19 protein-coding genes are annotated in these 24,898 nt (G+C 73.2%); 3 read left to right on the top strand and 16 right to left on the bottom strand.

Going from position 1 to position 24,898, the window contains the following annotated elements; genetic code table 11:
• Nucleotides 1–38: 38 nt before the first annotated feature.
• The 6 genes from ACSURM_RS24500 to hrcA all read right to left on the bottom strand — a co-directional run bounded on the left by ACSURM_RS24500 (nucleotide 39) and on the right by hrcA (nucleotide 7,901).
• Nucleotides 39–3,305, bottom strand: a complete 3,267-nt coding sequence (locus ACSURM_RS24500) for a S41 family peptidase (protein WP_436957908.1) — start codon at nucleotides 3,303–3,305, stop codon at nucleotides 39–41.
• A gap of 57 nt (nucleotides 3,306–3,362) precedes the next feature.
• Nucleotides 3,363–3,755: a VOC family protein gene (locus ACSURM_RS24495; RefSeq protein WP_436957907.1), complete on the bottom strand. Its 393-nt coding sequence runs from the start codon at nucleotides 3,753–3,755 to the stop codon at nucleotides 3,363–3,365.
• A 19-nt stretch (nucleotides 3,756–3,774) separates the two neighbouring features.
• Nucleotides 3,775–4,512: a 16S rRNA (uracil(1498)-N(3))-methyltransferase gene (locus ACSURM_RS24490; protein ID WP_436957906.1), complete on the bottom strand. Its 738-nt coding sequence runs from the start codon at nucleotides 4,510–4,512 to the stop codon at nucleotides 3,775–3,777.
• A complete protein-coding gene (locus tag ACSURM_RS24485; RefSeq protein ID WP_436957905.1) occupies nucleotides 4,509–5,627 on the bottom strand; it encodes a nitronate monooxygenase in 1,119 nt (372 codons plus the stop codon). The genes ACSURM_RS24490 and ACSURM_RS24485 overlap by 4 nt, the downstream gene beginning before the upstream one ends.
• Before the next feature lie 120 nt (nucleotides 5,628–5,747).
• Nucleotides 5,748–6,884, bottom strand: a complete 1,137-nt coding sequence (dnaJ, locus tag ACSURM_RS24480) for a molecular chaperone DnaJ (RefSeq protein ID WP_436957904.1) — start codon at nucleotides 6,882–6,884, stop codon at nucleotides 5,748–5,750.
• Entirely contained in the window at nucleotides 6,885–7,901 is a 1,017-nt protein-coding gene (hrcA, locus tag ACSURM_RS24475) for a heat-inducible transcriptional repressor HrcA (RefSeq protein WP_189996920.1), read from the bottom strand.
• A 161-nt stretch (nucleotides 7,902–8,062) separates the two neighbouring features.
• Here hrcA and ACSURM_RS24470 point away from each other — a divergent pair, with 161 nt between their 5' ends.
• Both ACSURM_RS24470 and ACSURM_RS24465 read left to right on the top strand, forming a co-directional pair.
• The gene (locus ACSURM_RS24470; RefSeq protein ID WP_359043099.1) at nucleotides 8,063–8,785 is read left to right on the top strand and encodes an MBL fold metallo-hydrolase; all 723 of its coding nucleotides are present in this window, start codon (nucleotides 8,063–8,065) and stop codon (nucleotides 8,783–8,785) included.
• Nucleotides 8,786–8,853: 68 nt separating this feature from the next.
• Nucleotides 8,854–9,726: a DUF3097 domain-containing protein gene (locus ACSURM_RS24465; protein WP_436957903.1), complete on the top strand. Its 873-nt coding sequence runs from the start codon at nucleotides 8,854–8,856 to the stop codon at nucleotides 9,724–9,726.
• Here the strand turns inward: ACSURM_RS24465 and ACSURM_RS24460 are convergent.
• The 5 genes from ACSURM_RS24460 to lepA all read right to left on the bottom strand — a co-directional run bounded on the left by ACSURM_RS24460 (nucleotide 9,704) and on the right by lepA (nucleotide 17,696).
• Nucleotides 9,704–10,282, bottom strand: coding sequence for a Uma2 family endonuclease (locus ACSURM_RS24460; RefSeq protein WP_436961175.1), 579 nt, complete (start codon nucleotides 10,280–10,282; stop codon nucleotides 9,704–9,706). The genes ACSURM_RS24465 and ACSURM_RS24460 overlap by 23 nt on opposite strands.
• 99 nt (nucleotides 10,283–10,381) lie before the next feature.
• Nucleotides 10,382–11,614 (bottom strand): radical SAM family heme chaperone HemW, encoded by a 1,233-nt coding sequence (gene hemW, locus ACSURM_RS24455; protein WP_436957902.1) that lies wholly within the window; start codon nucleotides 11,612–11,614, stop codon nucleotides 10,382–10,384.
• Between the two features lie 55 nt (nucleotides 11,615–11,669).
• A complete protein-coding gene (locus tag ACSURM_RS24450; RefSeq protein WP_436961174.1) occupies nucleotides 11,670–13,487 on the bottom strand; it encodes a SpoIIE family protein phosphatase in 1,818 nt (605 codons plus the stop codon).
• Nucleotides 13,488–13,683: 196 nt separating this feature from the next.
• A complete protein-coding gene (locus ACSURM_RS24445) occupies nucleotides 13,684–15,558 on the bottom strand; it encodes an AMP-dependent synthetase/ligase (protein ID WP_436957901.1) in 1,875 nt (624 codons plus the stop codon).
• A 263-nt stretch (nucleotides 15,559–15,821) separates the two neighbouring features.
• Entirely contained in the window at nucleotides 15,822–17,696 is a 1,875-nt protein-coding gene (gene lepA / locus ACSURM_RS24440; RefSeq protein WP_359043089.1) for a translation elongation factor 4, read from the bottom strand.
• 225 nt (nucleotides 17,697–17,921) lie between these two features.
• Here lepA and rpsT point away from each other — a divergent pair, with 225 nt between their 5' ends.
• Nucleotides 17,922–18,188, top strand: a complete 267-nt coding sequence (gene rpsT / locus ACSURM_RS24435) for a 30S ribosomal protein S20 (RefSeq protein ID WP_067006864.1) — start codon at nucleotides 17,922–17,924, stop codon at nucleotides 18,186–18,188.
• Nucleotides 18,189–18,616: 428 nt separating this feature from the next.
• On the opposite strand, the gene holA is transcribed toward rpsT, so the two are convergent.
• From holA to ACSURM_RS24410, 5 genes are all read right to left on the bottom strand, one after another.
• A complete protein-coding gene (holA, locus tag ACSURM_RS24430; RefSeq protein ID WP_030604975.1) occupies nucleotides 18,617–19,606 on the bottom strand; it encodes a DNA polymerase III subunit delta in 990 nt (329 codons plus the stop codon).
• An 87-nt stretch (nucleotides 19,607–19,693) separates the two neighbouring features.
• Nucleotides 19,694–19,939, bottom strand: coding sequence for a hypothetical protein (locus ACSURM_RS24425; RefSeq protein WP_436957900.1), 246 nt, complete (start codon nucleotides 19,937–19,939; stop codon nucleotides 19,694–19,696).
• Between the two features lie 279 nt (nucleotides 19,940–20,218).
• Nucleotides 20,219–21,100: a YceI family protein gene (locus tag ACSURM_RS24420; RefSeq protein WP_436957899.1), complete on the bottom strand. Its 882-nt coding sequence runs from the start codon at nucleotides 21,098–21,100 to the stop codon at nucleotides 20,219–20,221.
• A gap of 187 nt (nucleotides 21,101–21,287) precedes the next feature.
• The gene (locus tag ACSURM_RS24415) at nucleotides 21,288–24,086 is read right to left on the bottom strand and encodes a ComEC/Rec2 family competence protein (RefSeq protein ID WP_436957898.1); all 2,799 of its coding nucleotides are present in this window, start codon (nucleotides 24,084–24,086) and stop codon (nucleotides 21,288–21,290) included.
• On the bottom strand, nucleotides 24,083–24,865 hold the full coding sequence (locus tag ACSURM_RS24410) for a helix-hairpin-helix domain-containing protein (protein WP_436957897.1): 783 nt from the start codon (nucleotides 24,863–24,865) through the stop codon (nucleotides 24,083–24,085). Before ACSURM_RS24410 ends, ACSURM_RS24415 begins: the two co-directional genes overlap by 4 nt.
• Nucleotides 24,866–24,898 lie beyond the last annotated feature (33 nt).

Here is a 24,898-nt window from a genome sequence, read left to right as displayed (position 1 = left end):
GTTGGCATGGTAGCCCGTCAGGGGCGGGTCGGCACCGCTCAGGACGGGAGCACCGGAGGCGTCTTCGCGGGGTTCGTCTCCAGCGCCTCCAGCGCGAGCGCGATCGCCGCGTCGAGCTGTGCGTCCGTGCCGGACACCCAGTCCTGGGGCCGCTGTACGACCTCCACGTCCGGGTCCACGCCGTGGTTCTCCACGTCCCAGCCCACCCCCTCCAGCCAGATCGCGTACTTCGGCTGGGTGACCAGGGTGCCGTCGACCAGGCGGTAGCGGCTGTCGATGCCGATGACGCCGCCCCAGGTGCGGGTGCCGACGACCGGGCCGATACCGAGGGCCTTGATCGCCGCGTTGACGATGTCGCCGTCCGAGCCGGAGAACTCGTTGGCGACGGCGACGACCGGGCCGCGCGGCGCGTCGAGCGGGTAGCTGGTGGGGCGCATGCCGCGCGCCAGGTCCCAGCCGATGATCCGGCGGGCCAGCTTCTCCACCACCAGTTGGGAGGTGTGGCCGCCCCGGTTCTCCCGGACGTCGACCACGAGTCCCTCGCGGGCGACCTCCACGCGCAGGTCGCGGTGGATCTGGGCCCAGCCGGGGGCCTGCATGTCGGGGACGTGGAGGTAGCCGAGGCGGCCGCCGGAGGCCGCGTGGACGTGGGCGCGGCGGTCGGCGACCCAGGCGTGGTAGCGCAGGGGCTCCTCGTCGGCGATGGGGACGACGACGGTGTGCCGGGGCTCGCCACCGCCGGCCGGGGAGACGGTCAGCTCCACCGGGTGGCCCGCCGTGCCGACCAGCAGCGGGCCCGGGCCCGTCACCGGGTCGACCGGGTGCCCGGCCACCGCGATGACGGCGTCCCCGGGGCGGACCGCGACGCCGGGCGCGGCGAGCGGGGAGCGGGCGTCCGGGTCGGAGGTCTCCGCCGGCAGGATCCGGTCGATGCGCCAGCTGCCGTCCGGGTGCCGGGAGATGTCGGCGCCGAGCAGGCCGTGCCGGGCGCGTCCGGAGCCGCCGCGCGGGGTGACGTAGGCGTGCGAGGTGCCCAGCTCGCCGTGCACCTCCCACAGCAGGTCGACCAGGTCGCTGTGGGTGGCGAGCCGGGCCAGCAGCGGGCGGTAGCGGTCGAGGATCCCGGACCAGTCGGCGCCGCCGAGGTCGGCGCGCCAGAAGTGGTCGCGCATGAGGCGGCCGGTCTCGTCGTACATCTGCCGCCACTCGGCGGCCGGGTCGACGGTCTGCCGGACCCGGGCGAGGTCGACGGTGACGCTGGTGTCGCCGTCGTCGTCGCTGCCGGTGCGCCGGTCGCTGGGCACGACCCGCAGCCGGCCGTCGCTCCACAGCAGCAGGCGCTTGCCGTCGCCGCTGACCTCGAAGTGGTCGGCGTCGGCGGCGAGGTGCTCCAGGCGGCGCTGGGCGAGGTCGTAGCGCTCCAGCTCGGTGTGCGGGTCGGGGTCCTCGGGGTGGGCGCGGGCGGTGCCGAGGACCCCTCGCACCGGGTGGCGCAGCCACAGGACGCCGTCCTTGGCGGCGCGCAGCGTGGAGTAGCGGCCGGCCTCCACCGGGAAGGGGACTATGCGGTCGGCGAGCCCTTCGAGGTCGACGCGGGTGGCCGGGGTGCCCTCGCTGTCGGGGGTCTCGTCCTTGTCGGGGGTCTCGAAGGGGCGGCCGTGGCGCTGCGGCCCGAACGGCGAGGGGGTGGTGGCGGCCAGGGGGATCAGGTGCGGCCGGGCGCCCACCACGAAGGCGAGGTCGAAGACGTGTTCGTCGTAGACCGGGTCGAAGGCGCGGTTGGAGAGGAACGCCAGATGTTTGCCGTCGAGGGTGAAGGCGGGCGCGTAGTCCTGGAAGCGCAGCGGGGTCGCCTCGGTGACCGACAGGTCGGTGGTGTGGGCGATGCGCAGCTGGGACAGCGGGCGCGGGCCGGGGTGGGACCAGGCCAGCCAGGCGGAGTCCGGGGAGAAGGCGAGCCCGGAGACCTCGCCGTCGTCGCTGCGGTCGACTTCGCGGACCTCGCCGGTCTCGCGCTCGACCAGCAGCAGCCGGCCGTCGTGCGCGGCGACGGCGGCCCGGCTGCCGTCGGGCGCCATGGCCAGTTCCAGGACCCGGCCGAGCTGTCCGGCGGCGAGCCGGCGCGGCGGGGCACCGGGCACGGTGCCGGTCGCCGGGGCGAACTCCAGGGCGTCCTCGCCCTCGGCGTCCGTCACCCACACCACCCACTCCTCGCCGTCGGCGCGGAAGGCGCGCGGCATGCGGGCGCGGACGCCGGGGGTGGCGGCCAGGGCGCGGGCGGGGCCGGAGCGGTGGGTGACCCAGTGGACGCCGCCGCGCACGCAGACGGCGCTGCCGCGCGCGGTGTGGTCGGGGGACGCCTCGCCGAACCAGCGGGAGGCGTTGACCGGGTACGGCCGCAGGTCCACGCGGGGCCCGCCGAGCCGTATCCCCAGCCGGCGCGGCTCGGCGCCCTCCAGGTCGTCCAGCAGCCACAGTTCACCGGCCGAGCTGTAGACGATCCGGGTGCCGTCGCCGGCCGCGTGCCGGGCGTAGAAGCCTCCGCCACGCTCGGCTTCGCTCGCGCGGGAGGTGCCCTCGAGGGGCGTGTGCCGGCGCAGGTCGGAGCCGTCGGCGAGGGAGGAGTAGAGGGCTCCGGTGCCCTCGTGGTCGGAGAGGAACGCGATGCGGTCGCCCGCCCACACCGGGCACTCGATGTTCCCGTCGAGGTCCTCGTGCAGCCGTACGAACTCCCCGGCGCCTTCTCCGCCCAGGGCGGACCGGTCGATCCACAGCTTGCCCGCCGTGCCGCCCCGGTAGCGCTTCCAGTAGGCGGCCTCGCGGCCCATCGGCGCGGACAGCAGCACGGTGGCCGGGCCGAGGGCGACGCCGCCGACCGGGCCGTAGGGCAGGGTCTCGGCCGGGCCGCCGTCCAGCGGGACGGCGTGCGCCCAGGTGTGCCGGAAGCTGTGCCGGCCGTGCGCGCCGAGCGCGAGCACCCGCCCGTCCGGGGTCCAGCCGCGCACCTCCGTACGGGAGTTGCCCCAGTACGTCAGCCGCTTGGCGGGTCCGCCGTCGACCGGGGCGACATGCACCTCGGGGGCGCCGTCCCGGGTGGACGTCCAGGCGAGGTGCCGTCCGTCCGGTGACAGGCGGGGCTGGGTCACCGGCATGTTGTCGGCGCTGACCCGCCAGGCCCGGCCGCCGTCCAGCGGGGCGAGCCATACGTCGTCCTCGGCGACGAAGGTCACCAAGTCGCCGTGCAGATGGGGGAACCGGAGGTAGCCGGAGCCGTGCGCGTTTCCCGTCGAAGCACCCTGAGTCACCCCGTCACTCTACGCAGCGACGGGCCCGCCCCGCCCCCGGTTTCCGGTCACTCGCGGTCAGCCGCGCAGCAACAGCCACTCCTGGAGTTCCACCAAGTTCCCCTCCGGGTCCTTCAGATGGGCGACGCGCATGCGGTCGGTCATGGGCGCCGGGCCGTGCAGCAGGGTCGCGCCCCGGGCGGTGATCCCGGCGCAGTAGGCGTCGAGGTCGTCGACGCGCAGCACGACCAGGGAGCGGTGCCCGGTGGCGGTGTCCCCCGCCTCGGCCAGGACCCCGGCCATCATCGAGCGGTCCTGGAGGGCGATCCCGGCGGAACCGGTGTGCGGGCTGAACTTCTCGTACGGCCCCTCGGTCGCGCCGGACTGCGGCTTGAGACCGAGGACATCGGCGTAGAAGCGGTAGCAGGCGGCGAAGTCACTGACCAGGAGCCGGACTTGGGCGAGTTCCACGGGGCCTCCGAGTGGTGTCCTAGGACCAGCGGCCGGTGCGGCCCAGCAGCAGGGCCGCGGCGGCGGTGCCGGCGGTGGAGGTGCGCAGGACGGTCGGGCCGAGGACGTACGGCGTGGCGCCGGCCTGGGCGAACAGCGCCAGCTCCTCCGGCGAGACGCCTCCCTCGGGGCCGACGACCAGCACGATCTCGCCCTCGGTGGGCAGCTGGGCGGTGGCCAGCCGCTCCGTGCCGCTCTCGTGGAGCACGGCGGCGAAGTCGGCGCGGGCCAGCAGCGCGGCCACCTGTTTGGTCGTCGCCGCGTCCGCGACCTCGGGGAAGCGGACCCGGCGGGACTGCTTGCCGGCCTCGCGGGCGGTGGCCCGCCACTTGCCGAGGGCCTTGAGCCCGCGGTCGCCCTTCCACTGGGTGATGCAGCGGGACGCCTGCCAGGGCACGATCGCGTCGACGCCGACCTCGGTCATGGTCTCGACCGCGACCTCCCCGCGGTCGCCCTTGGGCAGGGCCTGCACGACGGTGAGCCGCGGGCTCGGCGCCGGTTCCTCGGCCACCGCGTCCATGCGGACGATCAGCCGGTCCTTGCCCTCGGTGCCGGTCACCTCGCACACCGCGTAGCGCCCGGCGCCGTCGGTGAGGACAACCTCCTCGCCGGGCCGCAGCCGCTTCACGGAGACGGCGTGGCGGCCCTCGGCGCCCTCCAGGACGAACCGGTCGCCGTCCGACTCCAAGCGCTCCACCACGAAGACGGGGGCGGTCACGCGCCCTCACCCCCCTTACGGGACGCGTCCCCACGGAATCCGTCCTTGGGGGATTCGTCCGACAACGCTGTCCGGGCCTCGGCGAGTTCCGCCGCCAGCACCTCCACCAGCCGCCCGGCCGGCAGCCGCCGGGCCATGCGGTGGCCCTGCCCCGCCCACAGCGCCATGCCCTGCGCGTCACCGGCCTTCGCGGCGGCCTTGCGCAGCGGCGAGGTGAGTTGGTGGACGTCCGGGTAGGCGGCGGGCGCGTACGGGCCGTGTTCGCGCAGGAAGCGGTTGACCAGGGAGCGGGCCGGGCGGCCCGAGAAGGCGCGGGTCAGCCGGGTGCGCGCGAAGAGGGGGTCGGTCAGCGCCTGTTTGTACGGCTCGGGCGCGCCGGACTCGTCGGTGGTGAGGAAGGCGGTGCCGAGCTGTGCCGCTTCGGCGCCGGCCGCGAGGACGGCGGCGATCTGGCCGCCGCGCATGATGCCGCCGGCGGCGACGACCGGGATGTCCACGGCCTCACGGATCTGCGCGAGCAGCGACAGCAGCCCGGTGCCGGCGCCGTCGTCCTCGGGCGAGTCGCGGTGGGTGCCCTGGTGGCCGCCGGCCTCCACGCCCTGCGCGACCACCGCGTCCGCCCCGGCCGCCTCGACCGCGCGGGCCTCGTCCGCGGTGGTGGCGGTGACCAGGGTGAGGGTCCCGGCCCGGCGCAGCCGCGCGACGACCTCGCGGTCGGGCACGCCGAAGTGGAAGGAGACCACCGGGACCGGGTCGTCGAGCAGGACGGCGAGCTTGGCGTCGTAGCCGTCGTCCCGGCCGCCGTCCGGCTCGCCCAGCTCGGTCTCGTACCAGGCGGCCTCGCCGGCCAGCTGATGGGCGTAGACCTCGACGGCGCCGGACTCGGCGAGGTCGGGCTGCGGCATGAACAGGTTGACGCCGAACGGGCGGCTCGTGAGCCCGCGCAGTCGCGTGATCTCCTGGTACATCCCGTCGGCGGTCTTGTACCCGGCGGCGAGGAACCCGAGGCCGCCGGCCTCGCAGACGGCGGCGGCGAGCTGCGGGACGGAGACTCCGCCCGCCATGGGTGCCTGCACGATCGGGAGGGGAAGGAGATCGGTCAGCGCGGAGGACATGACCGCATGGTGTCACGTCCGCCGGACCGGCCGGAATCGGGGCTTCCCCCGGAACGACCCTGAGGCGCCCCCGGCACGACCCGGGGACGCCCGCCCGTCGATCTGGTCCCTCAGCCGACGTCAGCGGCCGTTGAACGCGTCCTTCAGCCGCGAGAACAGGCCCTGCTGTCCCGGCTGGAACTGGCCCTGCGGCCGTTCCTCGCCGCGGAGCTTGGCCAGTTCGCGCAGCAGGCGCTCCTGCTCGGGGTCCAGCTTGGTCGGGGTCTGCACCTCGACGTGCACGATCAGGTCGCCCCGGCCGCCGCCGCGCAGATGCGTGACACCGCGGTCGTGCAGCGGGATCGACTGGCCGGACTGGGTGCCGGGCCGGATGTCGACCTCCTCCATGCCGTCCAGGGTCTCCAGCGGCACCTTGGTGCCGAGCGCCGCGGCCGTCATCGGGATGGTCACCGTGCAGTGCAGGTCGTCGCCGCGCCGCTGGAAGGTCGGGTGCGGCAGCTCGTGGATCTCCACGTACAGGTCGCCGGCCGGGCCGCCGCCGGGGCCGACCTCGCCCTCGCCCGCGAGCTGGATCCGGGTGCCGTTGTCGACACCGGCCGGGATCTTCACGGTGAGCGTGCGGCGGGAGCGCACGCGGCCGTCGCCGGCGCACTCCGGGCACGGCGTCGGCACGACCGTGCCGAAGCCCTGGCACTGCGGGCACGGCCGGGAGGTCATGACCTGGCCCAGGAAGGACCGGGTGACCTGCGAGACCTCGCCCCGGCCGCGGCACATGTCACACGTCTGGGCGGACGTGCCGGGGGCCGCGCCCTCGCCGGTGCAGGTGTTGCAGACGATGGCGGTGTCGACCTGGATGTCCTTGGTCGTCCCGAAGGCCGCCTCGTCCAGCTCGACCTCGATCCGGATCATCGCGTCCTGGCCGCGCCGGGTGCGCGAGCGCGGCCCGCGCTGCGACGCCGTACCGAAGAACGCGTCCATGATGTCGGAGAAGTTGCCGAAGCCGCCGGCCCCGAAGCCGCCCGCGCCGGCGCCGCCGGACTGCGAGAGCGGGTCGCCGCCGAGGTCGTAGACCTGCTTCTTCTGCGGGTCCGACAGCACCTCGTAAGCGGCGTTGATCTCCTTGAACCGCTCCTGGGTCTTCGGATCCGGGTTGACGTCCGGGTGCAGCTCGCGCGCGAGCCGCCGGAACGCCTTCTTGATCTCATCCTGCGACGCGTCGCGGCGCACGCCGAGAACGGCGTAGTAGTCCGTGGCCACTTACGACTCCGCCAGGATCTGTCCGACGTACCGTGCCACTGCGCGTACCGCTCCCATCGTTCCCGGGTAATCCATGCGGGTCGGTCCGACCACGCCGAGCTTGGCAACCGCCTCGCCGCCCGAACCGTAGCCGACCGACACGACGGACGTGGAGTTGAGTCCCTCGTGGGCGTTCTCGTGGCCGATGCGCACGGTCACGCCCGGGTCCTTCGCCTCGCCGAGGAGCTTGAGGAGCACGACCTGCTCCTCCAGTGCCTCCAGGACGGGCCTGATCGTGAGGGGGAAGTCGTGCCCGAAGCGGGTCAGATTGGCGGTACCGCCGATCATCAGCCGCTCCTCGTTCTCCTCCACGAGTGTCTCCAGCAGGGTGGAGAGCACCGTGGAGACCGTACCTCGGTCCTCCGGCTCGAAGGCGTCCGGCAGGTCCTCGACCAGCATCGGCACATCGGTGAACCGGCGGCCCGCGACCCTGCTGTTCAGCCGGGCCCGCAGATCCGCCAGCGATGCCTCGCCGAACGGGGCCGGGCAGTCGACCATACGCTGCTCGACCCGGCCGGTGTCGGTGATCAGCACGAGCATCACGCGCGCCGGGGCGAGCGAGAGCAGCTCCACGTGCCGGACCGTGGACCGGGTCAGCGACGGGTACTGCACGACGGCGACCTGCCGGGTCAGCTGCGCGAGCAGCCGCACCGTGCGCGCCACGACGTCGTCGAGGTCGACGGCGCCCTCCAGGAAGTTCTGGATCGCCCGCCGCTCGGGCGCGGTCATCGGCTTCACGCCCGCGAGCTTGTCCACGAACAGGCGGTAGCCCTTGTCGGTGGGGATGCGCCCCGCGCTGGTGTGCGGCTGCGCGATGTACCCCTCCTCCTCCAGGGCCGCCATGTCGTTGCGGACGGTGGCCGGGGAGACGCCGAGGTTGTGCCGCTCGGTGAGCGCCTTGGAACCGACCGGCTCCTCGGTGCCCACGTAGTCCTGGACGATGGCGCGCAGTACCTGAAGCCTGCGTTCACTCAGCATGCGCGCGCACCTCCAGCACGTCGTCCCTCGTCCCATCGGATCGTCCGCCTGGCACTCTTCCCACACGAGTGCCAGCATTCCCCGGCCCAGTGTACGGCCGTCGGGTACACCCGGGGCAAGGTCGGGCCGCGCCGCCGGGTCGTACCGCTAGCGTCGCGGGTATGAGCGTGACTTGGGAAGAGCTGGGGTGGGAACGGCTGGCGGCCGGGGTGGGGCGGTGCCGGCTGCCGGGCTGGGACTGCACGGCGGGGCTGGTCGTGGGCGAGGGGACGGCGCTGCTCGTGGACGCCGGTTCGAGCCTGGCGGAGGGGGCCCGGCTGCGCGCGCGGGCCGAGGAGCTGGCGGGCGGCCGTGTGACCCATCTCGCGCTCACCCATCCCCACTTCGACCACGTCTTCGGCGCGGCGGTGTTCGCCGGGGCGGAGCTGTACGGGGCGGTCGGCCTGGACGCGGTGTTCGCGTTCGAGCGGGCGGAGCTGCGGCTGGACGCGGTGCGCAACGGGCTGCCGGTCGCCGACGCCGACGAGGCCGTGGACGCGCTGGTCGCGCCCCGGCACCTGGTGTCCGGCGAGTGGACGCTGGACCTCGGCGGCGGCCGCCAGGCGCTGCTGGCCAACGTGGGCCCGGGCCACACCGCGCACGACCTCGCGGTGCTGATCCCCGGCTCCCCGGAGGTCGTCTTCTGCGGCGACCTGGTGGAGGAGTCCGGCGAGCCCCAGGCCGGCCCGGACGCGGTCCCCGCCCGCTGGCCGGACGCCCTGGACCGGCTGCTGGCGCTGGGCGGCGAGGACGCGGTGTACGTGCCCGGTCACGGAGCGGTGGTGGACGCGGCGTTCGTACGACGTCAACGGGACGAGCTGGCGGCACGGTTCGGCGTGATCTGAACGGCGGTTCTCTTCGCATTCCGGCGTGTCGCGCTTGTCACGGCACGGCTTCTCCTATCGTCATCCGAATGCGCCCACCCGTCTCCCGCCACCGCCCTTCCAACGAGGGCCCTTCGGGCCCGCGCCCTCGTGTGTATTCGCCGGATCTCACCCCTCCCTGGAAGAAGAAGCCGCAGCCGGCGCCGGAGGTGGCCGCCGAGCCAGGCCTGGTGGTGGAGGAGGCCGGTACCGGGTTCTGCGGCGCGGTGATCCGTTGCGAGGCGGGCACGGTGACTCTGGAGGACCGCTTCGGCAAGCACCGCGTCTTCCCCCTGGAACCGCGCGGCTTCCTGCTGGAGGGCAGGCCCGTCACCCTGGTCCGCCCGGCCTCGGCCCCGGCCCGCCCCACCCGTACGGCGTCCGGCTCGATCGCCGTCCCCCAGGCACGCGCGCGCGTGGCCCGCGCCGGCCGCATCTACGTGGAGGGCCGGCACGACGCCGAACTGGTCGAGAAGGTCTGGGGCGACGACCTGCGCGTCGAGGGCGTGGTCGTGGAGTACCTGGAGGGCGTGGACGACCTGCCGGCCATCGTGGAGTCCTTCGCCCCGGGGCCCGACGCCCGGCTGGGCGTCCTGGTGGACCACCTGGTGCCGGGCACCAAGGAATGGCGGATCGCCCAGTCGGTCACCAGCGAACACGCCCTGGTCGTCGGCCACCCGTTCATCGACATCTGGCAGGCGGTGAAGCCCGCCTCCCTGGGCATCGAGGCGTGGCCGACGGTACCGAAGGGCCAGGACTGGAAGACGGGGGTCTGCCGGTCCCTGGGCTGGCCGGCGGAGAACACCGGCGCGGTATGGCAGGCGATCCTGAAACGGGTCCGGTCCTACAAGGACCTGGAACCGGAACTGCTGGGCCGCGTGGAGGAACTGATCGACTTCGTCACGGGTAGCGGTGGGGCTTGACGTCCGGAAGCGTTCCGAACTCGCTGGTGTCGAGTTCGAGCCCGAGATCCTTCAACGGGACCGGCTCGCCGAACTTGATGATTTCCTGAGCGAAGTAGTCGGCGTCCTCCCTTTGACCCATGGGCCTCGTCAGCAAGACACAGTGCGCCATGATCGGGTCGATGACGAGGTAGGTGGGAATCCCGCCCGCCGCGTAGATGGAGCGCTTGACCACGTAGTCCTGGTGGACGCTTGATTTGGAGACGACCTCCACCACGGCCGTGACCAGCTGTGACGGCAACAGACGGCCTGCGGCAGGCAGTACGTCCGGCGCCGCGACCACCAGATCCGGGACAGGCATGCTCTCCTCACCGAGGATGCCCACGTCCTGGGTCTGGAGGGGATACCACCGCTCCAGAGGAATCTGCCTCTGTGTGTGCAGCACGATCAGGTTGTGCACCAGATCGGGGCTGGCCATCATCACGATTACCCCCCGGAGAAGCTCGGCCTTGACGCCCTCGGGAGGCTCGATCTCGTCGAGGTACTTGGCCATTCCACGCTCGTCCACAGCGGTCATCTCCGTGGCCTCCACATCCGCCGCGTCCTTTTGGCGGCAGCCTACGAACCAGGTTAGGGACCGAACCTGCGCTCCGGGGGGATTCACTCACCCGAGTGATCAGTCCACCAGGTCCCGCACCACCGCGTCCGCCAGCAGGCGTCCGCGCAGGGTCAGTGCGGCCCGGCCCTCCTCGTACGGCCGTTCCTGGAGGAGGCCGTCCGCCAGGGCGCGCCGGGAGGCCGCGAGGCCCTCCGGCTTGAGCAGGGACAGGGGGACGCCCTCGCGCAGCCGGAGTTCCAGGAGGACGCGTTCCACGCGGCGGTCCTCGTCCGAGAGGATCTCGCGGCCGGCGCCCGGAGAGCGTCCGTCGGCGAGCGCCGCCGCGTACGCGCCGGGGTGTTTCACGTTCCACCAGCGCACGCCGCCCACGTGCGAGTGCGCCCCCGGTCCGGCGCCCCACCAGTCGGCGCCGCGCCAGTACAGCTCGTTGTGCAGGCAGCGACCCGCCTCGGAGGTGGCCCAGTTGGAGACCTCGTACCACTCGAAGCCCGCCCGGCTCAGCGTCTCCTCGGCGATCAGGTACCGGTCGGCGTGCACGTCGTCGTCGGTCATCGGGACCTCGCCCCGGCGGATCCGGCGGGCCAGCTGGGTGCCCTCCTCCACGATGAGCGCGTAGGCGCTGACGTGGTCGGGCCCGGCGCCCAGGGCGGCCTCCAGGGAGGCCCGCCAGTCGTCGTCGCTCTCCCCCGGCGTGCCGTAGATCAGGTCCAGGTTCACGTGCTCGAAGCCCGCCGCCCGGGCCTCCGCCACGCACGCCTCGGGCCGGCCGGGGGTGTGGGTGCGGTCCAGGACCTTCAGCACGTGCCGCCGGGCGCTCTGCATGCCGAAGGAGATCCGGTTGAAGCCGCCCTCGCGGAGGGTGGCCAGGTAGGCGGGGTCGACGGACTCCGGGTTCGCCTCCGTGGTGATCTCCGCGTCCGGCGCGAGACCGAACTCCTCGCGGATCGTCCCCAGCATCCGTACCAGGTCCTCGGCGGCCAGCAGCGTCGGCGTACCGCCCCCGACGAACACCGTACGGACCTCGCGGGGGTCGTCGCCCAGCACCTTCCGCGCGAGCCGGATCTCCTGGGCGAGGGTGTCGGCGTAGTTGTCCCGGGAGGCGAGCACTCCGCCGGTGCCGCGCAGCTCGGTCGCGGTGTAGGTGTTGAAGTCGCAGTACCCGCAGCGGGTCGCGCAGTACGGGACGTGCAGATAGAAACCGAGCGGGCGGGCGGCGGCCCCGGCGAGCGCGGAGCCGGGCAGCGCGCCGTCGGCGGGGACGGGCTCGCCGTCGGGGAGTGCGGAAGGCATGCCTTCCATTGTCCAGCACCGCGGGCGTTGCCCCGCCGGCCGCGGACCGGGGGCGTCACTCGGCCTGGAGCACCAGCAGCGCCAGGTCGTCCCCGGGCAGGTCGGCGCCGAAGTCGTGGACCAGGCGGCGGATGCGCTCCGCGATCAGCTCGGCGCCGAGCCCGGCGCAGCCGGACAGGGCGTGGGCGAGGCCGTCGCCGTCGTCGAACTGGCGGCTGCCGGAGCGCCGCTCGGTCACCCCGTCGGTGACGCACAGCAGGCTGTCACCGGACCGCAGCTCCACGGTCTCGCTGGTGTACGTCTCGTCCTCCACCACACCGAGCAGGGTCTGCGGGCGGGCGACAGTGCGTACGGTGCCGTCCGGGGCGAGGACCAGCGGCAGCGGGTGACCGGCGGAGGCGAGGGTGCAGCGGACCCCGTCGGCGTGCGGGGTCAGTTCGCCGTAGAGGAGGGAGAGGAAGCGCGTCTGCGGGCCGTCCCCGAGGCCCGGCGGCCGGCCGCCGGCGGCGACCAGGGCGCGGGCCGCGGCGTCGGCCGCCTCGGTGGCGTCGTCCAGCAGCAGTTGGTTGAGGCGGTCCAGGACGTCCGCGACGCCGTACCCCTCGCGGGCGAGCAGCCGCAGCCAGGGGCGGGCGAGGCCGATCACCACGGCCGCCTCCGGGCCCTTGCCCTGGACGTCGCCGACGGCGAAGCACCAGCGTCCGTCGCCCGCCGGGAACAGGTCGTAGAAGTCGCCGCTGGGGCCGCCCTGGTCGCAGGGTTCGTAGACGAGCGCGCTGCGCACGCCGGGGATCTCGGCGACCGCGCCGGGCAGCAGACCGCGCTGGAGCACGGCGCTGATGGTGGCCTGGCGGGCGTACTGGCGGGCCGCGCCGATGGCCAGGGCGACCCGTCGGCTCAGGTCCTCCACCAGGCCGGTGATCTCGTCGGGGAAGCCGGCCGGTCCGCACCGGCCGATGACCAGCGTGCCGAGCGGCCGGCCGCCCGCGACCAGCCGGTAGGCCAGCGCCGTGCCGTCGGTGCCGTGCGGGCCGAGCGCGTGGCCGGGCCAGGGGTAGGCCGCGGGACCGGAGCGCGTTCCGTCCGGCGGGCGCGGCGGCTCCTTCTCCAGCGCGGCGCGCAGTTCCTCCATGCGGGCCTCGCTGGCGTGCCAGACCCGGGCGGGGCCGTCGCGGGCGCCGCCGCGGACGGTCGCCTCGTCCTCCAGCCAGACCGCGCACCAGTCGGCGAGCCGGGGCACGATCAGCTGGCCGGTGAGCGCGGCGACCAGGTTCTCGTCGAGCTGCCCGGCGAGCAGGTCGGATGCCTCGGCGAGGAAGGACAGGGCGCCCCGGCCGAGCCAGTCCCGGTCGCCGTCGGCGCGGTGCGGCTGCGGGGCGAGGTCCTCGGCGACCTCCAGGGCGGGCCCGGGGGCGGGACCGTCCGGGGCGTCGCTGCCGCCCGGGGGCAGCCGGGCCCAGACACTCTTGGCGCCGGCGCGGTAGGTGACGCCCCAGGATTCGGCGAGCGTGGCGACGAGCCGCAGCCCGCGCCCGTACTCGGGGGTGTCGTACGGCGCCTCGCAGCCGGCGTCCCGTGGGGCGCGGGAGGGGTGCCGGTCGCACACCTCGATCACGAACGCGCCGGTCTCCTCCAGCCGCCACTCGACGTGCACGTCGGTGCCGGCGTGTACGACGGCGTTGGTGACCAGTTCGCTGACGACCGCCATCGCGTCGTCGGCGAGCCGCGCCGGGACGCCGGGCGCCTCGGCCAGCGCGGCCCGCACCAGGGCGCGGGCCGACCCCGGGGCGAGGGGGCTGCCGGGCAGCGTGGCCCGCCCCCGCGCCGCGTCTGGCTGAGACTCGCTCTCCCGCTGTGCGGGTATGGCCGCCATGTCCATGCGGCCAGGGTGACAGACCGGACCCGCCTATAAGCGCCGAGTCACGGAACTGACCGGAAGACGGAACCTTTCGAGCGCCGGTGAGCGTTGTATTCGAGCGTCGGTGAGCGTGAGGGGCGTGGAGGCGCGTCGCCGTGCGGCCGCGCCGCGTGGCGCGAAAGCGTGGCCGGCCCGCGGGCGCCCCGGGCGTCTACGCCTCTCTGGTGCCGGCGTACATCTCGTCGATCAGATCCTTGTACGTCCGCTCGACCACCGGCCGCTTCAGCTTCAGGCTCGGCGTGATCTCGCCGTGTTCCACGTCGAGGTCGCGCGTCAGCAGCCGGAACTTCTTGATGGTCTGCCAGCGCTGGAGCCCGGCGTTGAGCTGCTGCACGTACCCGTCGATCATCTCCACCGTCCGCGGCGCGGCGACGACCTCGGCGTACGACCTGCCCTCCAGGCCGTTCTCCTTCGCCCACTGGAGGATCGCGGGCTCGTCCAGGGCGATCAGGGCGGTGCAGTAGTTACGGTCGGCGCCGTGCACGAGGATGTTGGACACGTACGGGCACACCGCCTTGAACTGGCCCTCGATCTCGGCCGGCGCGACGTACTTGCCGCCGGAGGTCTTGATGAGGTCCTTCTTGCGGTCGGTGATGCGCAGATAGCCGTCGGGCGACAGCTCGCCGATGTCGCCGGTGTGGAACCAGCCGTCGGACTCCAGTACCTCGGCGGTCTTCTCGGGCTGCTGGTGGTAGCCCTGCATGATGCCGGGGCCGCGCAGCAGGATCTCGCCGTCGTCGGCGATGCGGACCTCGGTGCCGGGCAGCGGCTTGCCGACCGTGCCGGTGCGATAGGCCTCGCCGGGGTTGACGAAGGAGGCGGCGGAGGTCTCGGTGAGGCCGTAGCCCTCCAGGATGTGGATGCCGGCCCCGGCGAAGAAGTAGCCGATCTCGGGCGCGAGCGCGGAGGCGCCGGAGACGCAGGCGCGCAGCCGGCCGCCGAAGGCCTCGCGGAGCTTGGCGTAGACGAGGGTGTCGGCCACCTTGTGCTTCGCGGCGAGCCCGAACGGCGCCGAGGCGACGCCGGTGCGGCGGAAGTTGTCCTGGGTGACCTTGGCGTACTCGCGGGCGACCTCGGCCGCCCACTGGAAGACCTTGTACTTGGCCGCGCCGCCCTCGCGGGCCTTGGCCGCCACGCCGTTGTACACCTTCTCGAAGATGCGCGGCACGGCCGCCATGTACGTCGGCCGCACCACCGGCAGATTCTCGATGATCTTGTCCACGCGGCCGTCGACCGCGGTGACGTGCCCGACCTCGATCTGGCCGGAGGTGAGCACCTTGCCGAAGACGTGCGCGAGCGGCAGCCACAGGTACTGGACGTCGTCGATGGTGACCAGGCCGGTCGCGGCGATCGCCTTGGCCATGTACGACCAGTTGTCGTGCGGCAGGCGCACGCCCTTGGGGCGGCCGGTGGTGCCGGAGGTGTAGATCAGGGTGGCGAGCTGCTCCCTGGTGATCGCGCCGACCCGCTCCTTGATCAGCTGCGGGTGCTGCTCCAGGTAGGCGGCGCCGCGCTCCTCCAGCTCGGCGAGGGTGATCACCCAGTCGCCGGTCTCCACGCCGGCCGGGTCGATCACCACGACCTTGGCGAGCGCGGGCAGCTCCGGGCGCTTCGCCACGGCCTTGGCCAGCTGTGCCGCGTCCTCGGCGACCAGGACGCGGCTCTCGGAGTCGGCGAGGATGAACGCGGACTCGTCGGCGTTGGTCTGCGGGTAGACGGTCGTGGTGGCACCGCCGGCGCACATGATGCCGAGGTCGGTGAGGATCCACTCGACCCGGGTGGAGGAGGCGAGCGCCACCCGCTGCTCGGGCTCGATGCCCAGCTCGATGAGCCCGGCCGCGATCGCGTACACCCGCTCGGCCGCCTGCGCCCAGCTGAGCGACTCCCAGTCGTCGGGGCCCTCGCCCGCGGCCGGCGGAACGGGGTAGCGGTAGGCCTCGGCGTCCGGTGTCGCCGCCACGCGCTCCAGGAAGAGGGCCGCCACGGACGGCGGACGGTTCTCGATCAGGGTCTGTGTGTCGCTCACGACATCCTCCGGGGGCCCGCGACGGTGCGGCTGGCTCGGTGCGGCTGGGTTGACTCACGGTGGGGTTGGCGGACTGTTGTTTAACTCGCGAGTAACTAACGAGCAGGGATCAGGGTAAGGGGCGTCCGCCCGCCGCGTAAGGGGCATCGGCCCGACACTTTCCGACACGGAGTAACGCCCGCCACGCACGGGGGCCCGCCGCGCTTTCGCACGACGGGCCCCCACATGCCCGCTTTGCGGACGCAACCGGCCACAGCCTCCGGTTACTTCTTGCCCTTGGCCGACCCCGCGCTGTCATCGCTGGACAGGACGGCGATGAAGGCCTCCTGCGGAACCTCCACGGAACCCACCATCTTCATCCGCTTCTTGCCTTCCTTCTGCTTCTCCAGCAGCTTCCGCTTACGGGAGATGTCACCGCCGTAGCACTTGGCGAGGACGTCCTTGCGGATGGCGCGGATGGTCTCGCGGGCGATGACCCGGGAGCCGATGGCGGCCTGCACCGGCACCTCGAAGTTCTGCCGCGGGATCAGCTCCTTGAGCTTGGCGACGAGCCGCACGCCGTACGCGTACGCCTGGTCCTTGTGGGTGATCGCCGAGAAGGCGTCCACCTTGTCGCCGTGCAGCAGGATGTCGACCTTGACCAGGGAGCTGCTCTGCTCGCCCGTGGGCTCGTAGTCCAGGGAGGCGTAGCCCCGGGTCTTCGACTTCAGCTGGTCGAAGAAGTCGAAGACGATCTCCGCGAGCGGCAGGGTGTAGCGGATCTCGACACGGTCCTCGGAGAGGTAGTCCATGCCCAGCAGCGTGCCGCGCCGGGTCTGGCACAGCTCCATGATCGCGCCGATGAACTCGGTCGGCGCGAGGATCGTCGCCCGCACGACCGGCTCGTACACCTCGTCGATCTTGCCCTCGGGGAACTCGCTCGGGTTGGTGACGGTGACCTCGCTGCCGTCCTCCAGGATCACGCGGTAGACCACGTTGGGGGCGGTGGCGATCAGGTCGAGCCCGAACTCGCGCTCCAGCCGCTCCCGGATCACGTCCAGGTGCAGAAGGCCGAGGAAGCCGACGCGGAAACCGAAGCCGAGGGCGGCGGAGGTCTCCGGCTCGTAGACCAGCGCGGCGTCGTTGAGCTGGAGCTTGTCCAGGGCCTCGCGCAGCTCCGGGTAGTCGGAGCCGTCCAGCGGGTACAGACCGGAGAAGACCATCGGCTTCGGGTCCTTGTAACCGCCGAGCGCCTCGGTGGCGCCCTTGTGCTGGCTGGTGACCGTGTCACCGACCTTGGACTGCCGGACGTCCTTCACGCCGGTGATGAGGTACCCCACCTCACCGACGCCGAGGCCGTCGGCCGGCAGCATCTCCGGCGAGTTGACACCGATCTCCAGCAGCTCGTGCGTGGCGCCGGTCGACATCATCTTGATGCGCTCGCGCCTGTTGAGCTGGCCGTCGATGACACGGACGTACGTCACGACACCGCGGTAGGAGTCGTAGACCGAGTCGAAGATCATCGCGCGGGCGGGCGCGTCGGCGACACCGACCGGCGCCGGGATCTCCTTGACGACCTTGTTCAGCAGCGCGTCCACACCGAGACCGGTCTTCGCCGAGACCTTGAGCACGTCGTCCGGTTCGCAGCCGACCAGGTTCGCCAGCTCCTCGGCGAACTTCTCCGGCTGCGCGGCCGGGAGGTCGATCTTGTTCAGCACCGGGATGATCGTGAGGTCGTTCTCCATCGCCAGGTACAGGTTGGCGAGGGTCTGCGCCTCGATGCCCTGGGCGGCGTCGACCAGGAGGATGGTCCCCTCGCAGGCGGCGAGCGACCGCGAGACCTCGTAGGTGAAGTCGACGTGCCCCGGGGTGTCGATCATGTTGAGGATGTGGGTCGTGCCCTGGTCGGGGCCCTCGGTCGGGGCCCAGGGCAGACGCACCGCCTGGGACTTGATCGTGATGCCGCGCTCGCGCTCGATGTCCATCCGGTCGAGGTACTGAGCACGCATCTGCCGCTGCTCGACCACACCGGTCAGCTGGAGCATCCGGTCGGCGAGCGTGGACTTGCCGTGGTCGATGTGCGCGATGATGCAGAAGTTGCGGATCAGAGCCGGGTCGGTACGGCTCGGCTCGGGCACATGGTTAGGGGTCGCGGGCACGCAGGGTCCTGTCTCTTGAGGCGCCTTATGCCTCGGGTCGGATCGTTACGTAGTCTCCATGGTCCCACGGGGAGGGACCTGGAGCCGTTTTGGGCTGCCCGGAGGGCCACTGGTACTGTAGATGGCTGTGCCTCATGCCCTCTCAGCGCGAGGCGCGACAGAAAAGTTTGGATCACCGGCACGGGACCCGAGCGGCCCCGCGCCTGAACCTGAAAAGGCTCCTTCGTGGCGAACATCAAGTCCCAGATCAAGCGGATCAAGACCAACGAGAAGGCCCGGCTGCGCAACAAGGCCGTCAAGTCCTCTCTGAAGACCGCGATCCGCAAGGCCCGTGAGGCCGCTGCCGCGGGTGACGTCGAGAAGGCCACCGAGCTGCAGCGCGCTGCCGCTCGTGCGCTCGACAAGGCCGTCTCCAAGGGCGTCATCCACAAGAACCAGGCCGCCAACAAGAAGTCGGCGCTTGCTTCCAAGGTCACCTCCCTCAAGGGCTGAACCTCCTTTCTGATCTGACCGCCGGAAGGACCCAGAGCGGGCCCTCTCTCATCCGCTCCCGACCGGCCCCCCGGACCCACGCGCGGCCTGCGTTCGCCACGCGGGCGTGGATCCACAAGCTTGATCCGACGGCCCCGGCGCCTTCGCCTTTCCCCAAGGCGGGCACCGGGGTCTTTGGCATGCCGGGGGCCTTTGGCGTGCCGGGGGCCTTGGCGGGCCTGGGGAGCCTTTGGCGCGCTTGGGGTGGGGGCTGGGTGGGGGCGCGGCGGCGCGAAAGCGGTGCCGGTTGTCGGTGCCCGTAGGCGCCGGTTGTGCGGTGCTCGTGCGCGCCGGTTGTCGGGGCGGCCCGTGTTTCGGTGGGTGAGGGGAGCCACCCCGACCGGTGGCTCCGGGGAATCCCGGCTTGTCCGCGGCCCTGGGGCGTCCGGTCAGGCCCGGCCTCTGGAGCGGGCGGCTCGGGCGATCACCACGACCGCCTTCTCCAGGGCGTACTCGGGGTCGTCGCCGCCGCCCTTCACGCCCGCGTCCGCCTCCGCGACCGCTCTGAGTGCCACCGCTACCCCGTCCGGCGTCCAGCCCCGCATCTGCTGGCGCACCCGGTCGATCTTCCACGGCGGCATGCCCAGCTCACGCGCCAGATCGGCCGGCCGGCCGCCCCGGGCCGAGGACAGCTTGCCGATCGCCCGCACGCCCTGTGCCAGCGCGCTGGTGATCATCACCGGCGCCACGCCTGTCGCCAGCGACCATCTCAGGGCCTCCAGCGCCTCCGCCGTACGCCCCTCCACGGCCCGGTCGGCGACCGTGAAGCTGGATGCCTCGGCGCGCCCCGTGTAGTACCGCCCGACGATCGCCTCGTCGATCGTCCCTTCCACGTCGGCGACCAACTGCGAGACCGCCGAGGCCAGCTCCCGCAGATCGCTCCCGATGGCGTCGCAGAGCGCCTGGCAGGCCTCGGGGGTGGCCGACCGCCCGAGGGAGCGGAACTCGCCCCGCACGAAGGCCAGCCGGTCCGCCGGCTTGGTCATCTTCGGGCAGGCCACCTCCCGCGCGCCCGCCTTGCGCGCCGCGTCCAGCAGCCCCTTTCCCTTGGCGCCGCCGGCGTGCAGCAGCACCAGCGTGATCTCCTCGGCGGGCGAACCGAGATACGCCTTCACGTCCTTGACCGTGTCGGCGGACAGGTCCTGCGCGTTGCGTACGACCACGACCTTGCGCTCCGCGAAGAGCGACGGGCTGGTCAGCTCGGCGAGTGTGCCGGGCTGCAGCTGGTCCGGGGTCAGGTCACGTACGTCCGTGTCGGCGTCGGCGGCCTTGGCGGCGGCCACCACCTCCCGCACGGCACGGTCGAGCAGGAGGTCCTCCTGGCCCACGGCAACGGTCACCGGGGCGAGAGGGTCGTCATTCGCAGTCTTCCTGGCCATCGCCTACAGCATCCCACGCGGCACTGACAGCCAACCGGCTCCGCCACCCTGACCGGTCCCGGAGCGGGCCCTGAGGGCGGCTCGGGGTCACGGTTCCTCGCGCCAGCCGTCCCACTCCCCCGCGAACGCGTCCAGCTCGGCGGGGTCGAGCCGCGCGGCCTCGTCCCGCAGGACCACCAGCCACTGGGCGTCCTCGGCGTCGTCCTCACCGGCGAGCGCGTCCCGGAGGAGCCGGGGCTCCTCGTCGATCCCGAACCGCTCCCCGAGCGCCTCGGCCGCTTCCTCGGCGGCGTCGCGGTCGGGCAGCACCAGCACGTGTCTCACATCGCTCACGGAGCCATTCTCCGGCACCCGGCGCGGACCTCCGGCCCGGGTCGGTCGGCCTCTGCCCCAGGTCGGCCGGGGGCAGCCGGTACGCGCGGCCTGTGCCTCGGGTACCCGCCTTCCCTGCGGGTGGGCTTTCGCCCTGACCGGTGTGACAGGGCCCGGAGCGCACCCCTGCTGCCAAGGACGCGTCCGCGCCGTCGCCCTACGGCCCGGGCCCCGCGCCCCGTGTCCCGCCCTGGAGGGCCACCCGCCGGCTTGGGCGCGGACGCGGAGTGATCGCGCGGGTCAGCTCTTCGGCACGATCTGCACGTCGAGGTCGACGCGGATGCTCGGTCCGACCGCCGCGATGCCCCGGGCCAGCATCGACTGCCAGCTGATCGTGAAGTCGTCCCGGTGCAGTTCGGTGGTGGCCCGGCAGGCCGACCGCGTCTCGCCCTCCACGCCGTTGCCGAGCCCGAGGTAATCGGTGTCGAGCGTGACCGTCCGGGTCACCCCGTGCAACGACAGCGCCCCGGTGACCGTCCACCGGTTGCCGCCCTTGTGCACGAACCGGTCGCTGTAGAACTCCAGCGTCGGGAACCGCTGTACGTCCAGGAAGTCCGCCGACCGCAAGTGATCGTCGCGCATCCGGATCCCCGTGTCGATGGAGGACGCGTCGATCACCACGTGCATCGCCGACTGCTCGATCCGCTCGGCGATCCGCACCACCCCGGCGAAGGAGTTGAACCGCCCGTGGATCCGGGCCAGTCCGATGTGCCGTGCGGTGAAGGCGATCGAGGAGTGCGCGGGGTCTATGTCCCAGTCGCCCGGCGCCGGCGGTTCCGGCGGCTGGGCCACCTGAAGCGTCACATCGCCCAGCGAGGCGAGGGAGTTCTCCCCGACCAGCGCGGTGGCCCGGTACGGCGCGTAGCCCTCGGCCCCCACCGCGAGCCGGTACTCCCCCGGCGGCACCATGGCCAGGAACAGGCCGTAGGGGTCCGTACCCCCGGTCACCACCCGGCGGCCCATGGCGTCGGTGACCGTCAACTCCGCGCCCGCCACGGGCTCGTTGACCGGGTCGACCACCCGGCAGCTGAGCACTCCCGCATGCGGCGGTGTCCGGACCCCCGCCAGGGGATTCGACCGTTGCACGCGGTGTCTCCGGTTACCCAACAAGCGACCGAACATCCACGACACCCCTGTACCCCTCGACATGATCGATTGCCGAAGGTTCATTCGATCACCGATGCGGCTTTCGAGGCAACACAGACCCACATCACAGGAATCCACTGCATGCGCCGGGACTGATCCGAATTAGTCGCTCAGGTCAAGATTTCACACAGCCGCCACACAACTCGTCCCCTGTGACACCGGGTCAGCGGGCACTCGTCACGCGCAGCTCCCCTCCCCTCCCTCCGGTTCCGGTCAGCGCGAGCGCCCCGTCCCGGTCGGTGCGCAGGACCGTCGCCCCGCCGCTCCGCAGCGCGGCCACGGTGGACGGGGCCGGATGACCGTAGGGGTTGTCGGCCCCGGCGGAGACGAGTGCCACCCGGGGTGCGGCGAGGCGCAACAGCCGGGGATCCTGGTAGGCCGATCCGTGGTGGGCCACCTTCAGGGCGTCCACCCCGGCCAGGCCGGCCGCCGCCGGGGACCGCAGGAGCGCCTGCTGGGCCGGGGGTTCGAGGTCCCCGAGCAGCAGCAGTCGCAGTCCGCCCGTATGTACGAGCAGCGTGACGCTGGCGTCATTCGGCCCTTCCGGCCGGAAGGCAGGGCCGGGTGCGGGAGCCGGGCCGGGGGCGGGGGCGGGGTTCGGTGCGGGGGCGGAACCCGGTGCGGGGGCGGGTGTTCGCATTCCGAAGGGCGGCCCGGCTCCCTGGGGCGGGGGCCACAGGACCCGCCAGGTGAGCGGTCCGACGCGCCGTTCCTCTCCCGCGACGGCCGTCACGACCGGGATGTGCCGCTCGGCCGCCTCCCTGCGGACGAACCGCGCCTGGTCCGCCGGTTCCGCGAGCCCGGTGGTCTCGATCGCGGCCACCGAGCGGCCCCGCAGGACACCGGGCAGGCCCGCCACGTGGTCGGCGTGGAAGTGGGTCAGGATCACAAGGGGGACGCGGGTGATGCCCAGCCGCCGCAGACAGTCGTCGACCAGCGCGGGATCCGGTCCGGCGTCCACGACCACCCCGGTTCCCTCGCCCGCCGCCAGCACCGTCGCGTCGCCCTGCCCGACGTCGCACATCGCGAATCTCCAGCCGGGCGGCGGCCAGCCCGTGATCACCCGGGTGAGCGGCGCCGGCCGGGCCACGACCAGCACGAGCAGCACGCCGAGCAGTCCGCACCACACGGGGTGCCGCAGCAGTCTCCGGCCGACCGCCACGACGGCCACGGTGACCGCCGCGAGCGCCAGCGCACCCGGCCAGCTCCCCGGCCAGTCCACACCCGCGCCGGGCAGCGCCGCCCCGGCCCGGGCGACTCCGGCGATCCACCCGGCAGGCCAACTCGCGCACCAGGCCAGCGCCTTCGCCACCGGCATCAGCACGGGCGCCGTCGCGAGTGCCGTGAATCCCAGCACGGTGGCCGGTGCGACCGCCACCTCGGCCAGCAGATTGCACGGCACCGCCACCAGGCTCACCCGGGCCGACAGCACCGCCACGACCGGCGCGCACACGGCCTGGGCCGCGGCGGCCGCCGCCAGCGCCTCGGCGAGCCTCGGGGGCACCCGGCGCCGCCGCAACGCCTCGCTCCAGCCCGGTGCCAGCACCAGCAGCGCGCCGGTGGCCAGCACCGACAGCAGGAAGCCGTAACCGCGCGCCAGCCACGGGTCGTACAGCACCAGCAGCAGGACGGCCGTGGCCAGCGCCGGGATCAGCGATCTGCGGCGCCCGGTGGCCAGGGCGAGCAGCGCGACGGCGCCGCAGACCGCGGCCCGCAGGACGCTGGGGTCGGGCCGGCAGACGACCACGAAGCCCAGTGTCAGCGCTCCCGCGAGCACGGCCGTCATCCTCAGGGAGAGGCCCAGGCGTGGGGCCAGGCCCCTGCGTTCGGCCCGTTGGGCCAGGCCCGGCGGACCGATGAGCAACGCGAGCAGGACGGTGAGGTTGCTGCCGGAGACGGCGAGGATGTGTGCCAGGTCCGTCTCGTCGAAAGCGTGGTCCAGCTCGGGCGTGATCCGCGAGGTGTCCCCGACGACCAGTCCGGGAAGCAGCGCCCGCGCGTCCCCCGGCAGGTCCTCGGTCGCCTCCCGCAGGCCCGCCCTGAGCCGGCCCGCGAGCCGTTGCGGTCCGTTCGGCTCCGCCACGATCCGGGGTACCGGCCGTCCGCGCACCCGCAGCACGGCCGCTGTCCGGTCGCCGCCCGTGAGCGCGGGCGCCAGTCGGCCGTCGACCCGGAGCCGCGTGGACGGCAGCAGCCCGAGCCAGGCGGCTCGCCCGCCCGGCCTGTTCCGGTCGACTCCGTTCGGCGGCCCGGGACTTCGGCTCCTCCCGGCGCTTCCCTCCGGTGCCGGGACATCCGCGTCGACGATCAGCAGCACGGGCGTCCGCACCCGCGTCCGCCGTCCGTCGGCCGCCTCCACGCTCCGCACCTCGGCCCGCGCCAGTACCGCCGTCGGTGCCAGATGGTCGCCGCGCACCCGTGGTGCGCTCAGCCAGGGATCGCCGCTCAGCTCGACCTCTGCGGTGACGGTCGTGAACCGCCGGGCCAGCTCGGGCACCGGCCCGCGCCGCACGTCGGCCCCGTGCAGTCCGGCGGAGACGGCCGCCGCGGCGGCACAGAGCAGCACGGCGGCGCCGGTGGCCCGCGCCCAGTGGAACCGGCCCCGCACCCACCCAGCCACCCCGGCCCGTCCGGCCTGCCCTGCCCGTCCGGTGGATTCGGGGCGTCCAACTTGCCCGGTCCGCCCGGACCACCTCGTCCGCCCTGCCCGCCTTGCCTGCCCTGTCCGCTCGGCCCGGTCCGATCGCCGTACCGACAGCAGCAGGACACCGCCGAGCAGGCAGCAGACGACGGTCCCGGCGGTCCAGGCCGCCGGGGCGTCCAGGGTCAGGGCCGCCGTGCCCCAGGCCGCGAGCGCGGGTGGCACCAGGCGCAGGTCCAGGGGGCCGTCCCGACTGGTCCGCGCGGCTCCGCTCGCCTCGTACCCGGCGCCCGGGCCGACCACGTCGGGCGCGCGGTTCATGGCCGTACCAGGTCGCGCAGATCGGTGAACCGGCTGTCGCCGATGCCGTTGACCTCGCGCAGTTCGTCCACGGAGCGGAAACCGCCGTGCTGGGTGCGGTAGTCGATGATGTGCCGGGCCAGTACCGGGCCTACTCCGGGCAGAGTGTCGAGCTGATCCGCGGTGGCGGTGTTGAGGGAGACCGGCGCGACCGGGCCCGGGCCGGCGGCACCGGAGAGCTGCCCGGGCGCCGAGCCGGCTGGAGCGGCGGCTCCTGCGGGGACGCCGACGAGGACCTGCTCGCCGTCGACCAGGAAACGGGCCCGGTTGAGCCCCTCCGTGCTCACCCCCGGCCGGACCCCGCCCGCCGCTCGCAACGCGTCGGCCACCCGGGCACCTGACGGCAGCCGCAGGATTCCCGGTTTGCGGACCTTGCCGCCGACGTCCACGACGATCTCGGCGGCGGGTGTCGCCGAGGCGGACCCGACCGCGGCGGCCGCGGTCTCCTCCTGTTTCTTGGTCAACGGCTCCTGCGCGCGGACCACTTGCGGGGCGCTCACGGACTGGGTCCGGCCCGACCAGAAGTGCTGCCCGGCGAGGACGGCCGCGGCCACGAGCACCACGGCCAGCGCCACGACCGCTCGCCGTTCCACCCCGTACCGCACCTGGAGCCATACCGGCATCCGCTCCCGCAGGGCCAGCCCGGCGCGCTCCCGCCAGCCCGGAGCCGCGGACACCTCCGCCTCGCCCGGTCCCTCCGGTTCCGGCGACTGGGCACCACCGGCCTGTCCGCCCTTCATGGAGACGGCGGATGGCGGGGGCGATGGGGTTGA

The sequence above is a fragment of the Streptomyces sp. SudanB182_2057 genome (genome assembly GCF_964272715.1).
In the GTDB taxonomy this organism is placed as follows: Bacteria; Actinomycetota; Actinomycetes; order Streptomycetales; family Streptomycetaceae; genus Streptomyces; species Streptomyces rubradiris.
The sequence above is the reverse complement of the archived record's forward strand: the minus strand, read 5'-3'. Positions and strand labels throughout refer to the sequence as shown.